Source organism: Algoriphagus vanfongensis DSM 17529, from assembly GCF_000429465.1.
GTDB classification, from domain to species: domain Bacteria; phylum Bacteroidota; class Bacteroidia; order Cytophagales; family Cyclobacteriaceae; genus Algoriphagus; species Algoriphagus vanfongensis.
The window spans coordinates 181,557-195,933 of the sequence record NZ_AUBX01000016.1 but is presented as its reverse complement, the minus strand read 5'-3'; the positions used below and the strand labels follow the sequence as shown (position 1 = coordinate 195,933).

Genomic DNA, 14,377 nt, shown 5'->3' with positions numbered 1-14,377 from the left:
AAAAAACTAAATCCAACATGATAAAATACATCATGGCTTGGGTATTGATGCTGTGCGGCACTTTCGCAGTGGCACAAAATCAATATTCAGCCTTTATCAAAGACCATGACTCCGGCGAAGCTTTGGTCGGAGCCACCCTTTATTTTCCCCAACTCCAAATCGGCGGCACCGCTGACGAAAACGGGCTCGTTTCCGTTTCGAATATTCCCAATGGAGAATTCACAATTGAAATCCGCTATTTGGGCTATGAGGAAATCAAAATCAAACGATCCTTTCCGGAAAGCAGTCAGAAAGATCCGGAGACATTCGAACTTGGCCATCATGACGAGGAACTGGAAGCGGTCGTCGTCCAATCTATGCGAAGTACACGCGTGATCGAAGATATTCCCTCTCGGGTGGAAGTCATCGCCGGTGAGGAACTGGCCGAAAAAGCCAATATGAAACCAGGCGATATCCGAATGCTTCTCAGTGAAAGTACGGGGATTCAAACTCAGCAAACTTCTGCCACCTCGTACAATTCCAGCATCCGGATTCAAGGCTTAGACGGCAAATACACCCAATTGCTTCGGGACGGATTGCCACTTTATGGAGGCTATTCGGGCGGTTTGAGCCTCATGCAAATCGCGCCTCTGGATCTGGCTCAGGTGGAAGTGATCAAAGGTTCATCTTCGACCCTTTACGGAGGCGGAGCGATAGCCGGCTTGGTTAATTTGATTTCCAAAAGACCTGAAGAAGAGCAGGAATTGAAGTTGATGCTCAATGGCACTTCAGCACTTGGACTAGATGCAAGCGGTTTTTATGCGGAAGACTTTGGAAAAGTCGGAACGACAGTTTTCGTTTCTTACAACAAGGGAACGCCCTACGATCCGGCAGACATTGGGCTGTCTGCCATCCCGAAATTTGATCGCTACTCCATCAACCCTAAACTTTTCTGGGAAATCAGTAAAAACTCCCAGCTTGACTTTGGAATCAACTGGACTCAGGAAGAAAGACTGGGAGGGAATATGCAATACCTCAAAGGAGAATCCGTAGCAAATCCCTATTTCGAAGAGAATCTAACGGACAGGCTCTCGACCCAATTGGTCTTTTCCCAAAAACTCGGTAGCGACAAAGTCCTGACGGTAAAGAACAGTCTGAATCATTTCGATAGAAAAATCAGCATTCCTGACTTCGTGTTCCAAGGAGATCAGCGATCTTCTTTCTCAGAGGCAAATCTCTTCATACCAGGAGAAAAATCCGAATGGACAGCCGGTCTCAATTTATGGACAGATAAATTCACCCAGCATCAAGGAACCGAAAACGTGTCGCTGGACTACAATCAAACCATCGTCGGGGCTTTTGTCCAAAATATCTGGAATGCCTCTGAAGAGTGGACCTTGGAGTCGGGATTCAGACTGGATCATGTCTCAGACGAAGGCTTGCTAGCCCTGCCTAGACTCTCGCTCATGTACGAACCCAACCAGCAATTCACCTTTCGGCTAGGTGGAGGCTTGGGATACAAGACCCCAACAGTCTTTTCTGAGGATGCTGAGAAGATTCAGTTCCAAAACATCCTACCTATCCCAGCCGGATCACTGGATTCGGAGCGATCCAGCGGAGCTAATTTTGACGTGAACTACAAAATCCCAATCGGGGAAGAAGTCACACTCAATGCCAATGCTTTGTTTTTCTACACCCATATTCAAGACCCCTTGCTGCTCGTACCGAGCGGCAACTACTACGAGTATCAGCAACCTGACGGATCACTCCAAACCCACGGTGTAGAAGTCAATCTCAAATGGACTTATGGGGACTTCAAGCTATTCACAGGCTATACCCATGCAGAAGTCGAGCAGGACATGTCGGGAGAAAAAAGTGAATATCCTTTGGTAGCCAAACACCGACTCAACAATGTGCTGATGTATGAAAAGCACGATAATTTCTGGATCGGACTGGAAGCTTATTACTTCAGCCCGCAGCTACTTGGTGATGGTGCTGAGGGGAAATCCTACTGGATCATGGGACTGATGACGGAGAAAAAATTCGGAGAGACAGTCTCTCTATTTCTGAATTTTGAGAATTTTCTGGACACTAGACAAACAGCTTTTGACACGATCTATACAGGTAGCCTAGATGATCCTCAGTTTCGGGACATTTATGCTCCGGTAGATGGATTTGTGATCAATGGAGGGATGAAATTGTCTTTTTAAGTTCTTTTTAGAGTTTATCCTGCTTCTGGAGAAGCAGGATAACTTCTGTTTCAGTCGGGTAATATGCTGGTTTTGGAGAAGCAGGATAACTATTTCACAACAAGCCTTTCTCCTCCAGACTTAATCTGATTCTGGCGTGGGTGGCCCAAAACTTATCCTCCACTCCAGACCAGATTTCTTGAAATTCCGGTCGCTTCTTAATCTCGTCGGCCAAAGGATCTTGATTGAGGAATAGTATCACCCAGTATTGGATCCCATCTTCCTCTGCAAATAGCCTAAAATAATCCAGCGCTTTTTCAAACTGTCCTTCGTGTGCATAGTACATAGTCAGTCCCAGATTTTTGTAAACTGTCTGATCTCTTTCCAGGTATTGACGGTAGCTCTCTATGTACATCTTTCCTTGCTCACTTTTGCCCATTTCCTGATAGACCAGCCCAATCAGCATATTTTCATGCACATAGACATTGAGCTGTTGCTCTTCCCTAATTCGATTAAACCACCTGTAATAATAATAAGCGGAGTCATATTCCCGGAGGTAATAGCTCACTTTTCCGATATCCTGCAAAATATCAAATCGGCTCGTATCCTTGTAAAATTCGACCTTCAACAGCTCTCGTGTATGTCTCAGATCTTTGTCTTTGGCAAAGGAAACGAACGCTTTGACATAGCGTGAATACATATTTCCGGAGAAATAGTCTAGCGATTTATCGATGTAATACAAGGATTCATCCTCAAAGCCTGACTGAATCAATGCATTGCCCAATCTCAAGTAGAAGTAACTCGTGGCCACAGAATCGGTGGACCCAGCGTCGAGTTGGATTCCCCGAAGTGCGTACTCCAGATACTTTTCTGTATCAGGTAGATGATTGGCATAGAAGTCGGCTAGCAAACCGATGATCAAAGATGAATTAGGACGGTACTCCAGGCCTTTTTCCAAAAATGGAAGAGCCTGACTATACTCCTTTTTCAAGAGATAATACATCGCTTTTGCGATCATGCTTTCTGCCAATGCCGGATCATTCAAAATTGCCTGATCCGCATAGGTTCCGATCTGATCCAAGTGGGTTTTGTCCGCCCGAAACATATCGTAATAGTAATAGGCCATCCCGGCGCAAGCATAAGCCATAGCAAAACTTGGATCCTCCTCCACCGCTTCATCAAAATACTTAACCGATTCGATCAGATTCTCATCCCCGCCTTTGTTCAGGAGATCCAGTCCTTTTAAAAAGGAATCATAGGCCTGAAGATTCTCTGTAGGAGTTTTTTCTATGAGAGATTTCTCTTGTGGCGTGATGACCGCCTGTATTTCCTTGGCTATGTCCTGAGAAATCTCCTGTTGCAAAGCAAAAATATCACTGACTTCCCGGCGATATTGTTTACTCCAGAGATGTCGATCTTTTGATCCGTCTATGAGCTGGATATTCAGAACAATTTTATCGCCCATTTTCTGCCCACTCCCTTCTACAAAATAACTTACGTCTAGTTCCTCGGCCATTTCAGGAATGGATTTTTGACTGAGTCTGTATTTTTCGGCAGAAGTACGGCTGAGAACTCGGAGATCTTTAATCTTTTGAAGATTGTTGAGCGTAGCCTCCATCAGGCCATTGATCAGATAGAGATTGGTGGAGTCAGCACTGTCATTTTTAAAAGGAAGCACGACGATGGACTTTTCCGGAATAGGCTCCGAAACGATTGAATCTTTCCCAAACCATACTGCCACCAAACCCAAAACCAAAGTCAATCCGATCAGGTATGGCCAGCGATTTTTGGACTTGGCATTCTCTTTCTCCAAAACCGAAACTTCCTCCTCTTTGACTTCAGGATGCTTCCCAACCTCACCAGGAGGATAGCCATACTGCTCTCGAAAACACTTGATAAAATAAGAAGGGCTATTGAATCCCACCTGATGCGAAACCTCAGAGACATTTGCGCTACCAGTCCGAAGCATATCCATCGCACGACTGAGTCGTGTCTGACTAATCAATTGACTGACCGAAAGACCAGTGATTTTTTTGACTTTTCGGAGCAGATTGGATCTGCTCATGCTCATTTCCTCAGCGAGCTCGGTCACCCCAAAACTTTCCTCCGACAGATGCAAATCAATCTTTGCTGTCACTTGCTCTAAAAAGGCTTTCTCCTGAGGAGTCAGATCGGTCATGGGCTTTAGAATCGTTTGTTTTTCTCAAAGCTTTTCGGTCTGAAATCAGGATTTCAAAAAGCCTTTAAAACTCCTGAATTTAGGCGTTTTGCTTCATTTTTTATATAACTGCGTCATAATTGATATCCGATAAATCAAGTCTTATGCTTTTGGGAGCATGGGTATTTAGTCTGACGCAGGCCTGGATTTTTACTTTGTAGCATTCGTACAAACCAAAATTTATCATGAAAAAAATTGCATTTCAAACCCAACTTTTCACATCAGTTATAGTGATGATGTTATTCTATTTTACTGCCTGCAATTCCTCTGCAGCCAAAAAAGAAGGCATTCCAGAAAAAGACCTGCAGACTGCAGTGATTACCGGAGATGTAGAAGCTGTCAAGCAGCATATCGCGGCCGGAAGCGACCTGAATGTGCAGGATCCTTTTGGAGGCTCCAGTCCTTTGATTACCGCTGCGGTCTTTGACCAAAAAGAAATCGCCGAGCTCCTATTAGACGCTGGCGCAGACATCAACTTTCAAAATAATGAAGGATCCACGGCTCTAATTTCAGCTGCCTTTTTTGGCAGACCGGAAATCGTTCAGCTTTTGCTGGATCATGGCGCCGATCGCAGTATCAAAAACAAATACGGCACGACTGCTTATGACAATGTAGCTGGTTCATTTGCCGATATGAAGGAAGCCTATGATATCATCGGAGGGATGATGGAGCCGATGGGCCTCAAACTAGACTATGCCTATCTGGAAAAAATCCGTCCAGAGATCGCCAAAATGCTGAAATAAATGAAAGCTCAAAGAAGGTATGACATAGACTGGCTCCGAGTGATTGCCATTGGTCTACTCTTGATCTATCATATTGCCATTGGTTTTCAGCCATGGGGAAGGATGGTCGGGTTTATCACCTCTGATCAACCTCTAAGTTCCCTGTGGCTGGGCATGGCCCTCTTGAACATCTGGAGAATTCCTCTTTTGTTTTTTGTGTCAGGGATGGGAGTCTATTTTGCGATGCAGTCCCGTAGCTGGAAACAACTGATCCAAGAAAGAACCATCCGAATTCTATTTCCATTTGCGTTTGGAATGTTTGTCATCGTACCGGTTCATCTGCTTATCTGGCGATCCTACTACGGGATGGACCTGAAGTACAACTGGGCACCGGGCCATCTTTGGTTTTTGGGAAATATCTTTTGCTACGTGCTATTGCTAGCTCCGGTTTTCTATCTGATGAAAAAATATGAGACTGGCAAAATCGTCAGCTTGATCAAAAAAATGCTCAGTAAACCTTGGGGCTTGCTACTGGTTTTGGCAGCACTGGTCGCTGAAGTCATACTCATCAAACCAATTCCCTTTGAGCTCTATGCGATGACTATGCATGGATTTGTATTGGGATTTTTGGCTTTCTTATTCGGCTTTTGTTTTGTCTTATGTGGAGATCCATTCTGGAAAATGATCCAAAAATGGCGCTGGATTTTCTTGACGCTTGGTATTGGGCTATATATTTACCGATTGGGAAATCTAGGAACGATTCATCCAGGCTTCCTTCTGGCGACGGAATCTTTATCTTGGATATTGTCTGTGTTGGCTTTTGGCAGCCTGCATCTTACCAAACCAGGTAAGGCGCTTTCTTACCTCAGTGAAGCGGCCTATCCGGTGTATATTCTACACATGATATTTCTGTATTTGGGATCGCATCTGCTATTTCCACTGAATATCTCAGTTGAGCTTCAGTTTGTCGGCGTAGCGCTGATCACTTTCGGAGGAAGTTTTGGATGCTTTGAATTGATCCGAAGAGTTAATTTCCTACGTCCGTTTTTTGGATTGAAGGTAACTCCTACGAAGCCTAATTCGGAGCTAAAAGCTTTTCCAGTTTAGATGAAAAGAGAGTGAACCGTACCTCGCTTCGGTTCACTCCCCTTTTATGAAACCTTTGCATTCATTTACGTAATTCTTCCCTTTTTATTATGCTTTGTTATTGACAATTTTTAAAGCTAAAACCAAGTACCTGCGGAAGTTCAAAATCCTAATCGATTTCTAAAAAATCTAAGTTTCATATTGTACTTTTGGCATGGCCCAAAAGTACCAAAAGGCCTAGTCGCAGCAAAGCTTCAACCGCACAAAGCCAACCCACACCTCGCTGCTGCGACTGCCCACCGCACCTGTAGATTTATAAATTCGTTCTAATTTGAATCAATAAGAAATTTTAATGGGACTCGGAATTTGCCTTGAAGTGGCTGGTGACGGATTGTGGGCAATAAGCGTGAAGAAAATCGGCTAGTTCCGAACTTGTTCGGAAATCCGGCGATTTTTAGCGTTTGCCGCAATCCGGCAGAAAATGTCCGAAGGCATTTTCAAGCCAATTCAGGCAAAAGACTTTTGGGTACTTTTGGTCTTTCAAAAGTACCCTACCAAAAAGCCTTTTATATACTTTTTTGATTGAGGATTTTTAAAGTCTAAGGATTACAACCTGCACTCTTAAAAAAAATCTCTTCTTGTTAGTCCTTTGACTACGCTCTATCGTCTAAAACCCCTTCTTCACCAAAGCTTCTGTCACCTCATTCATCGCTTTGACCTTTTCCTCAAAATCACCTTTTAAGGTATCTCGATAAGCATGAAGATTTTCCAGCAAATCGTCCATCTCTTCAGGTAGAATGTCTTCTAGAAACTGACGGAGTCTCTTGGCCGCTGTGGGTGATTTCCCATTTGTGGAAATAGCCACTTTGAGATTGCCTTTGGTCACTATACCTCCGAGGTAAAAATCACAGAGATCCGGTGTATCGGCTACATTGACGAGCAAGAATCTCTCTTTTGCCTCATTTCTGATCTGCCGATTGACAGCCTTATCATCTGTTGCCGCAATGACCAGATGTTTTCCTCCCAAATATTTCTGATCGTAAGCATCTTCGATGAGAGTGACGGATTCTTTTCCTTCAGCCAATGCCAAAAAGTCCTCACAAAACTCCTTGGACACCACAGTCACCTGCGCATCTGGACTGGATTTCAGCAGAAAAGAGAGTTTTTCCGTCCCTACAAATCCCCCTCCGATCAGGAGCACATTGAGTTGATGAACTTTTAGGAATATGGGATAAAGTTGATTCATGTTTGATAGAGCTGTAATAGTGGTTGTTTGATCACAAGATACAGTACAATCAGGGACAGATCCCTATGAGATCAAATCCTACTGAGTCCTAGGCCTGACCTTGCCCTACTGCAAGCTGGTATACTTCGGCTAACTTTAAACTCTCCCTCACTACTTCTCCTAGGACAATAATCGCTGGCGCATCCACTTTCGTTTTTTCGGATTTTTCCAAAATATTAGAAACCAGTCCCGCTGTTACCACTTCATCCAGCGTAGTACCACGCTGGATGATCGCTATTGGCAGCTGACTTTTCCCTTCTTTTGCAAATACATCCACAATCTCAGGAAGCTTTCTGGTGCCCATCAATATCACTACCGTAGCAGATGATTTGGCAGCCAAAGCTACATCCTGCGAAAGTTGTCCTGAGCTAGTCGTACCTGTGATCACCCAGAAGCTCTCGCAAACCCCTCTTTTGGTCACCGGAATACCTGCCGAAGCCGGAACAGCCACGGCCGAACTGATCCCAGGCACCACTTGCGTTGGTATCCCAAAACCAGAAATATAATCAAGCTCCTCGGCTCCACGCCCAAATACAAACGGATCTCCCCCTTTAAGGCGGACCACATGTCCATATTGCTGGGCCATGAGAACACAAAGCTCATTGGTATCTTGTTGCGGTTGAGAGTGTTTTCCGACTCTTTTCCCCACATAGATCCGCATCGCAGAAGCCGGTGCATGATGGAGCAAGGCTGGATCAACCAAGGCGTCATACAATACCACATCTGCTGTATTCAAAGCCAAAATCCCTTTCAGAGTGATCAGATCAGGATCTCCAGGACCAGCCCCTACCAGGGTGACCCTTGGATTTACTGTTACATTCACGCTTCTACTTCCTCCTCTCTTAGGCTTTTCAATACCTGATAGATTTCCAACGCCTGCTTGGCATAAGCCTTTGCAAAAGCTTCCGTTGGCTCATTTTCTTTGATTTGATAGACTTTTTCTGCGAAAGTTCCTGCTAGATTGACTCTGCCAGATTCCACAAATTTCTCATCAAACAGGGCGATGATATTTGCATAGCTATTCGTCGTCACATCCTCACCAAGGAGCAATGCTTTGGCGGCATTGATCAGACCGGCATAGTGATGATAGATACTGTCAGACCATCTCTCATTTTGCAATGCTTCCTGACCCAAGTCTAGTTTTTCTTTGGCTTCCAAAAGCAAAGTAGCCACCAAGTCTATGACGACTCCGGCACATTCACCAACACCGACCGCTACTTCGTAATTTTCATTTCGCCCCCAATCGATTCGATCTTCTTCGGTCACTTTGGCCGGATCCGCTAGGTCTTTGATCAATTCATAGAAATAAATCTGTCCTTTTTGGTCGTAATAACCCAAAAAGTCCAAGTCTCCTGAATTTTTCTCAAAGTCTTCCAACAATATCCTCAGAGCTTCAGGTCCTCTTTTACTTGGGATTTTGGTCACTTTATCAGCAAATCTACCTTGCCCATCTCCCAAATTTCCACCTCCCAAAAGCACTTGAAGGGCTGGAATCACGGTCTTTCCTACGCGCATTGACATGCCCTGGAAACCAATATGGGCCATATTGTGCTGACCACATGCATTCATACAGCCAGAGATTTTGATGACCAAATCTTTGTTTTGCAGATAGTGAGGGTATTCCTCCTGGATGACTTTTTCAAGCTCGACAGCAATACCGGTAGAGCTTGCAATACCTAGATTACAAGTATCTGTACCAGGACATGCAGTGATATCACCCAGTGAATTATAGCCACGATCAGATAGACCGATTTTCTTCAATTCTTGATAAAAGAAAGGAACCAAATCCTCCCGTACATCCCGAATCAGGAAGTTTTGTCGCAAGGTAAATCTCACCTCATTGCTTGCATATGTCTCTATCAAATCTGCCAAAGCTCTTGCCTGAGAAATATAGAAATCCCCCAATGGTACTCTGACGCCGACTGACACATAGCCTTTTTGCTTTTGAGGCAAAACATTGGTCAGCTTCCAAAGCTCAAAGTCCAGACCGAGGGGTCCGTCAAGTTCAGGGCTTTCAGGATTAGGCAGCTCATGTTCAGGAAGGCTTTCGAAGTCCAGTGGATATGACTGAAAAGGCAAGGCCTTTCGCTCTTCTTCGACTAAGTCAATAAAGGCTTCTATTCCTAGGTCCTTGACCAAAAACTTCATTCTGGCCTTGTTTCGTCTTGCCCGCTCACCGTGTCGGTCAAAAATCCTTAGCACCACTTCAATAAATGGAATGATCTGGTCTGTTTCCAAAAACTCATACACCACATCTCCGTGTCTTGGCTGAGAACCCAAGCCTCCTCCTAATAGAACTTTGAATCCACGCACTTGCTGCCCATCTACGTCTTTGATCTTGGGAATAAAACCCAAGTCATGCATATAGGCCAAGCCGGTATCTTCATCAGAGGAAGAAAAAGACATTTTGAATTTTCTGCCCATTTCTTGGCAGATAGGATTTCTCAAAAAATATTTGAAAGTCGCATCCGCATATGGAGTCACGTCAAATGGCTCATTGGGATCTATCCCTGCAGTCTCAGATGCAGTGACGTTTCTTACGGTATTGCCACAAGCTTCCCGGATAGTGACATCGTCTTTCTCGAGTTCTGCCCAAAGCTCCGGTGTCCGATCCAAGCTCACATAGTGAATCTGAATATCCTGACGGGTGGTGATATGCAGTCTCCCAGTAGAATACTCCTCTGAGACTTTGCAGATTCTACGGAGTTGAGGCCCTGTAGCTCGGCCATAGGGAAGTTTGATTCGGATCATTTGTACCCCGGGCTGTCTCTGCCCATAGATACCCCGCGCCAATCTGAGGCTACGGAATTTCTCCTCGTCTACTTTTCCTTCTCTGAAAAGCGCAATTTTCTTTTCGAGTTCTAGGATGTCCCGTTCTACAATCGGGTTTTCTAATTCGGTTCGAAAGCTTTGCATGACTTATTAGTTTGTCCCTATCGGGAAAATAGGGTTTAGGTTGTTAGGTAAGTGCCGCCAAAGCGGAAATGGTTGTTAGGGTCAAAGAAGCAATTTCAGGCTTGCTTTAGTTTTGAACGCGATCAGTTGATAAAACCGACGCTGATCGTATCGTAGCTACTTTCGTCTATCAGGATAAAAGAGCCATTGGATTTGTGACTGGAATACGAGTCGAAGTGTATAGGTTTGCTCAAGCGAAAATGAACTTTTCCGATATCATTGAGTCTGAGCTCTTCAGATGCCTCCGCTCCGGAGAAGTCAGCATGTACTTTGGCTTCGATCTGGTCGACTTTGGCCAATACCCGGTTCACTCCATGCTGCAGGATGTATTTCTGACCTACTCGGAGTCCTTTAGAATTGACCTGACAGATCGTAGCGGAAAGCATCTTTTCACTTTGAGGCAACTCACTGGACTTGACTATCATATCACCTCGGCTACAATCCACCTCTTCAGTCAATGTGATGGTAACTGAGGAGCCCGGCGCAGCCTCTTCTATTTCTTGGTCAAAGAAATGAATTCCTTTGATCGTAGATTCATTGCCGGAAGGCAGCAAGGTCACCCGGTCTCCGACTTTCAGGCTATTGCCATAGAGCACACCTGAGAAACCTCTGAAATCATGATACGCTTCAGTTTTGGGACGAATGACATACTGAACAGGAAATCTTGCAACAGTACTTTCTTCCAAGTCCTGTGGCTCAAGAACCTCCAAATGATCCAGCAATGTATTGCCCACATACCAAGGCATATGGGTAGAGCTTTTGGTGACATTCTCCCCTTTCAAAGCAGAAACTGGGATGAAAGTAATCTGATCCTCATCAAAGTCACTTTTGGCTACCAGCTGATCAAAATCAGACTTGATCTTCAAAAAGGTCTCCTCTGAATAGTCCACCAAATCCATTTTATTGATAGCCACCACTACATGGCTCAAGCGCAATAGATTAGCTATAAAAAAGTGTCTATACGTCTGCTCAATCACTCCCTTGCGGGCATCGATCAAAATGATAGCCACTTGAGAAGTAGAAGCCCCTGTCACCATGTTTCGGGTGTACTCCACATGTCCGGGAGTATCCGCCACGATGAAATTGGTCTTATCCGTATTAAAGTAAATATGCGCCACGTCGATGGTGATCCCCTGCTCTCTTTCTGCTACCAGGCCATCGGTGGCCAAAGAAAAGTCAAGATAATCATATCCTCGTTGCTTGGAATTTCTTTCGATCGCCTCGATTTTATCAGTCGTCAATGACTTCGTATCATACAGCAGTCTTCCGATCAGGGTACTTTTCCCGTCATCTACCGAGCCTGCCGTAGCGATTTTGATGAGTTTTCTTCCTTGTATGTCCATAGTTTGATTCGTTGTCCAGCGGTCGACAGCCCAAAGCCCGCGACCAATTCTTTAATTCGTACCTCTTACTTCGTATTTCTAAAAATACCCTACCTTTTTTCTGGTCTCCATCGCTGCTTCCGATCGCTTGTCGTCGATCCTGGCTCCTCTCTCAGATAGCGTAGACTGACGAATCTCCGCAACCACATCATCTAGGGAAGTAGCCTCGGAAAGCACCGCAGCTGTACAGGTCATATCCCCTACAGTTCGGAAGCGAACCCACTTCTCTACCACCTCTTCATGCTGCTCTCTGTAGACATGCTCATTAGCAGTCCAGATCAAGCCATCTCTGAAGAAAACCTCTCTTTTGTGTGCAAAATAAATGCTCGGGATTTCGATATTTTCGGTACGGATATACTCCCATACATCCAGTTCGGTCCAGTTGGAAATAGGAAATACACGGACATTTTGACCTACGTGAATTTTCCCATTGAGCATGTCAAACAATTCTGGTCTTTGATTTTTTTCATCCCACTGACCAAAATCATCTCTTACTGAAAATACCCGCTCTTTGGCTCTGGCTTTCTCCTCATCTCTTCTGGCACCACCGATACATGCGTCAAACTTAAACTCTTCGATGGCATCCAATAGCGTCGTAGTCTGAAGGGAATTTCGGCTGGCATAGCGACCTTTTTCTTCTCGTACTTTTCCTTGATCGATGGAGTCTTGTACATTTCTGACGATGAGCTCCAAGCCCAATTCTTCGACTAATTTATCACGAAACTCTATCGTCTCAGGGAAATTATGTCCTGTATCCACATGCAACAGTGGGAAAGGAATCTTGGCAGGAAAGAACGCTTTCTGCGCCAATCTCACAAGTGTGATGGAATCCTTCCCTCCTGAAAAAAGCAATACAGGTCTCTCAAATTGCGCTGCCACTTCCCTCAGGATGTGAATGGACTCTGCCTCTTTGGGATTTGGTATAAATAGGTTTGACATAGGAAATACGATTTTTTGATTTATGATTTAGGCATCTTCGAAATTTTGCGTTCATCATTCATTATTAGAAGGCCCGAACACCCTTATTTTTCAATTTCGAATGTTGAATATCGGATGTTAGAGTCTTGTGTCTAGTAACTTGAGTCTTATTTCGCGTGCAATCCACACTCCTTCTTCGAGTCTTCCCACCACCATCTACCGGCTCTGGCATCTTCGCCTGGGAGAATCGCTCGGGTACAAGGTGCACAGCCAATACTGATGAAGCCCTTGTCATGAAGTGGATTGTAAGGAATCCCTTTCTCTTTGATATAATCCAGCATCTGATCGTAGGTCCAATCCAACAGGGGATTGTACTTTAGAATCTGATTGCCTTCGTCCCATTCTACTCGCTTCATCCCACCACGATTGGCACTTTGCTCAGCTCTAAGCCCGGTGACCCACACTTCATTTCCCGCCAAAGCTCTTTTGAGCGGCTCAACTTTGCGGACGAAGCAGCAAGACTTTCTATTTTCTACAGAATTATAAAAGCCATTGATCCCATTATCGGCAACTAGCTTCTCCACGGATTCCCGCTCGGGATAATAGACCTGAATTCTTGTTTTGTATTTGCTTTCAGTCCTACCCAAAAGCTCCAAAGTCTCCGGAAACAAGCGTCCTGTATCTAGAGAGAAGATATGAATGGGTAGCTGATGGCTGGCGATCAATTCAGTGATGACCTGATCTTCTTGCCCCAGAGAAGTGGAAAAAACCACTTTGCCCGGAAAGAGATCCGCCATCAAAGCCAAACCCTCAGAGGCGCTGAGACCATTCAGTCTCTGCTCTAGTTCATGCATATTTTTCTGTAGGCTCATCTTCTTTGTTTTTGGTAGAAAGCTCCCAAGCCCGCTCATGCAGGTAGTAAAGGAGAATTTTTGAAAAGACCTCGACCGATCCGATCGATAGTGCCATGGTTAGTTTCCCGGTGATAAAGTAGGAAATCACTATCGTATCTATCGTCCCTACGATCCGCCAAGAAATCGACTTGAGCAGACTTTTAAGATTACTGTCTGTTCCTTTTTTGGAAACAAACCATTTTTTGAGTGGCTGATCTAAAATCATATAGCTACATACGGGAATGAATTACAAAAGTATATAAACCCTATTTATTTTATAGGGTTTATGGCCAAAAAATTTTTGTTAAGTTTTCAAAATATCTTCCAAGGTCTTGTTTTCCAATATTTTAAGCGTCTCGTCCCTGACTTGGATCATGACCTTGTTTATCCCACATACAGCTTCATCTTTGCATTCATCGCAGGGCTCGTAGTAGTTAAGGCTGACACAAGGAAGCAAGGCGATGGGCCCGTCTAAAAGTCGAATAACCTTCGATAGAGGTATGTCTATGGGCTCTTTGATCAAATAATATCCTCCACCTTTGCCCTTCTTACTTCCAAGGATTCCGGCTTTTTTGAGTTCCAACAGGATATTTTCCAAAAACTTATGAGAAATCCCGTGCTCCTCAGCGATATCCTGGATCAATACAGTCTTTTCTTCACGATGCTTGCCCAGATAGGTCAGGGCATGGAGAGCATACTTGGTCTTTTTGGAAAGCATGGACAAAAATAAGCTTTTTCGCCAAATACCCT

At 44.5% G+C, this 14,377-nt stretch carries 12 protein-coding genes; 3 read left to right on the top strand and 9 right to left on the bottom strand.

Annotated features, from left to right (window positions below; genetic code table 11):
• The first annotated feature begins 17 nt into the window (after window positions 1-17).
• On the top strand, window positions 18-2,189 hold the full coding sequence (locus G460_RS0116200) for a TonB-dependent receptor (protein ID WP_026956347.1): 2,172 nt from the start codon (window positions 18-20) through the stop codon (window positions 2,187-2,189).
• A gap of 94 nt (window positions 2,190-2,283) precedes the next feature.
• Here G460_RS0116200 and G460_RS0116195 read toward each other — a convergent pair whose 3' ends face one another.
• Window positions 2,284-4,347 carry a helix-turn-helix domain-containing protein gene (locus tag G460_RS0116195; RefSeq protein WP_026956346.1) on the bottom strand — a complete coding sequence of 688 codons (2,064 nt, stop codon included), beginning with the start codon at window positions 4,345-4,347 and terminating at the stop codon, window positions 2,284-2,286.
• 224 nt (window positions 4,348-4,571) lie between these two features.
• Here G460_RS0116195 and G460_RS0116190 point away from each other — a divergent pair, with 224 nt between their 5' ends.
• Entirely contained in the window at window positions 4,572-5,129 is a 558-nt protein-coding gene (locus tag G460_RS0116190; protein ID WP_026956345.1) for an ankyrin repeat domain-containing protein, read from the top strand.
• Entirely contained in the window at window positions 5,130-6,215 is a 1,086-nt protein-coding gene (locus tag G460_RS22010; protein WP_035464551.1) for an acyltransferase family protein, read from the top strand.
• A gap of 646 nt (window positions 6,216-6,861) precedes the next feature.
• Here the strand turns inward: G460_RS22010 and G460_RS0116175 are convergent.
• The 8 genes from G460_RS0116175 to G460_RS0116140 form a co-directional block, all read right to left on the bottom strand.
• On the bottom strand, window positions 6,862-7,440 hold the full coding sequence (locus G460_RS0116175; RefSeq protein ID WP_026956344.1) for a precorrin-2 dehydrogenase/sirohydrochlorin ferrochelatase family protein: 579 nt from the start codon (window positions 7,438-7,440) through the stop codon (window positions 6,862-6,864).
• A gap of 88 nt (window positions 7,441-7,528) precedes the next feature.
• Window positions 7,529-8,302, bottom strand: a complete 774-nt coding sequence (cobA, locus tag G460_RS0116170) for a uroporphyrinogen-III C-methyltransferase (protein ID WP_026956343.1) — start codon at window positions 8,300-8,302, stop codon at window positions 7,529-7,531.
• A complete protein-coding gene (locus G460_RS0116165) occupies window positions 8,299-10,395 on the bottom strand; it encodes a HEPN domain-containing protein (protein ID WP_026956342.1) in 2,097 nt (698 codons plus the stop codon). Before G460_RS0116165 ends, cobA begins: the two co-directional genes overlap by 4 nt.
• A gap of 122 nt (window positions 10,396-10,517) precedes the next feature.
• Window positions 10,518-11,777 (bottom strand): sulfate adenylyltransferase subunit 1, encoded by a 1,260-nt coding sequence (locus G460_RS0116160; protein ID WP_026956341.1) that lies wholly within the window; start codon window positions 11,775-11,777, stop codon window positions 10,518-10,520.
• Window positions 11,778-11,855: 78 nt separating this feature from the next.
• Window positions 11,856-12,755 carry a sulfate adenylyltransferase subunit CysD gene (cysD, locus tag G460_RS0116155; protein WP_026956340.1) on the bottom strand — a complete coding sequence of 300 codons (900 nt, stop codon included), beginning with the start codon at window positions 12,753-12,755 and terminating at the stop codon, window positions 11,856-11,858.
• A gap of 146 nt (window positions 12,756-12,901) precedes the next feature.
• Window positions 12,902-13,606: a phosphoadenylyl-sulfate reductase gene (locus tag G460_RS0116150; RefSeq protein ID WP_026956339.1), complete on the bottom strand. Its 705-nt coding sequence runs from the start codon at window positions 13,604-13,606 to the stop codon at window positions 12,902-12,904.
• Window positions 13,581-13,853 (bottom strand): DUF2061 domain-containing protein, encoded by a 273-nt coding sequence (locus tag G460_RS0116145; protein ID WP_026956338.1) that lies wholly within the window; start codon window positions 13,851-13,853, stop codon window positions 13,581-13,583. Before G460_RS0116145 ends, G460_RS0116150 begins: the two co-directional genes overlap by 26 nt.
• Window positions 13,854-13,931: 78 nt before the next feature.
• Window positions 13,932-14,345 (bottom strand): RrF2 family transcriptional regulator, encoded by a 414-nt coding sequence (locus G460_RS0116140; RefSeq protein ID WP_026956337.1) that lies wholly within the window; start codon window positions 14,343-14,345, stop codon window positions 13,932-13,934.
• Between the last annotated feature and the right edge of the window lie 32 nt (window positions 14,346-14,377).

Excerpts from the sequence above, each read along its gene's own strand:
- G460_RS0116190 (WP_026956345.1), top strand. The coding sequence starts at position 4,572 with ATGAAAAAAATTGCATTTCAAACCCAACTTTTCACATCAGTTATAGTG.
- G460_RS0116175 (WP_026956344.1), bottom strand. The coding sequence starts at position 7,440 with ATGAATCAACTTTATCCCATATTCCTAAAAGTTCATCAACTCAATGTG.
- G460_RS0116140 (WP_026956337.1), bottom strand. The coding sequence starts at position 14,345 with ATGCTTTCCAAAAAGACCAAGTATGCTCTCCATGCCCTGACCTATCTG.
- G460_RS0116165 (WP_026956342.1), bottom strand. The coding sequence starts at position 10,395 with ATGCAAAGCTTTCGAACCGAATTAGAAAACCCGATTGTAGAACGGGAC.
- G460_RS0116145 (WP_026956338.1), bottom strand. The coding sequence starts at position 13,853 with ATGATTTTAGATCAGCCACTCAAAAAATGGTTTGTTTCCAAAAAAGGA.
- G460_RS22010 (WP_035464551.1), top strand. The coding sequence starts at position 5,130 with ATGAAAGCTCAAAGAAGGTATGACATAGACTGGCTCCGAGTGATTGCC.
- G460_RS0116200 (WP_026956347.1), top strand. The coding sequence starts at position 18 with ATGATAAAATACATCATGGCTTGGGTATTGATGCTGTGCGGCACTTTC.
- G460_RS0116195 (WP_026956346.1), bottom strand. The coding sequence starts at position 4,347 with ATGACCGATCTGACTCCTCAGGAGAAAGCCTTTTTAGAGCAAGTGACA.
- cysD (WP_026956340.1), bottom strand. The coding sequence starts at position 12,755 with ATGTCAAACCTATTTATACCAAATCCCAAAGAGGCAGAGTCCATTCAC.
- G460_RS0116150 (WP_026956339.1), bottom strand. The coding sequence starts at position 13,606 with ATGAGCCTACAGAAAAATATGCATGAACTAGAGCAGAGACTGAATGGT.
- G460_RS0116160 (WP_026956341.1), bottom strand. The coding sequence starts at position 11,777 with ATGGACATACAAGGAAGAAAACTCATCAAAATCGCTACGGCAGGCTCG.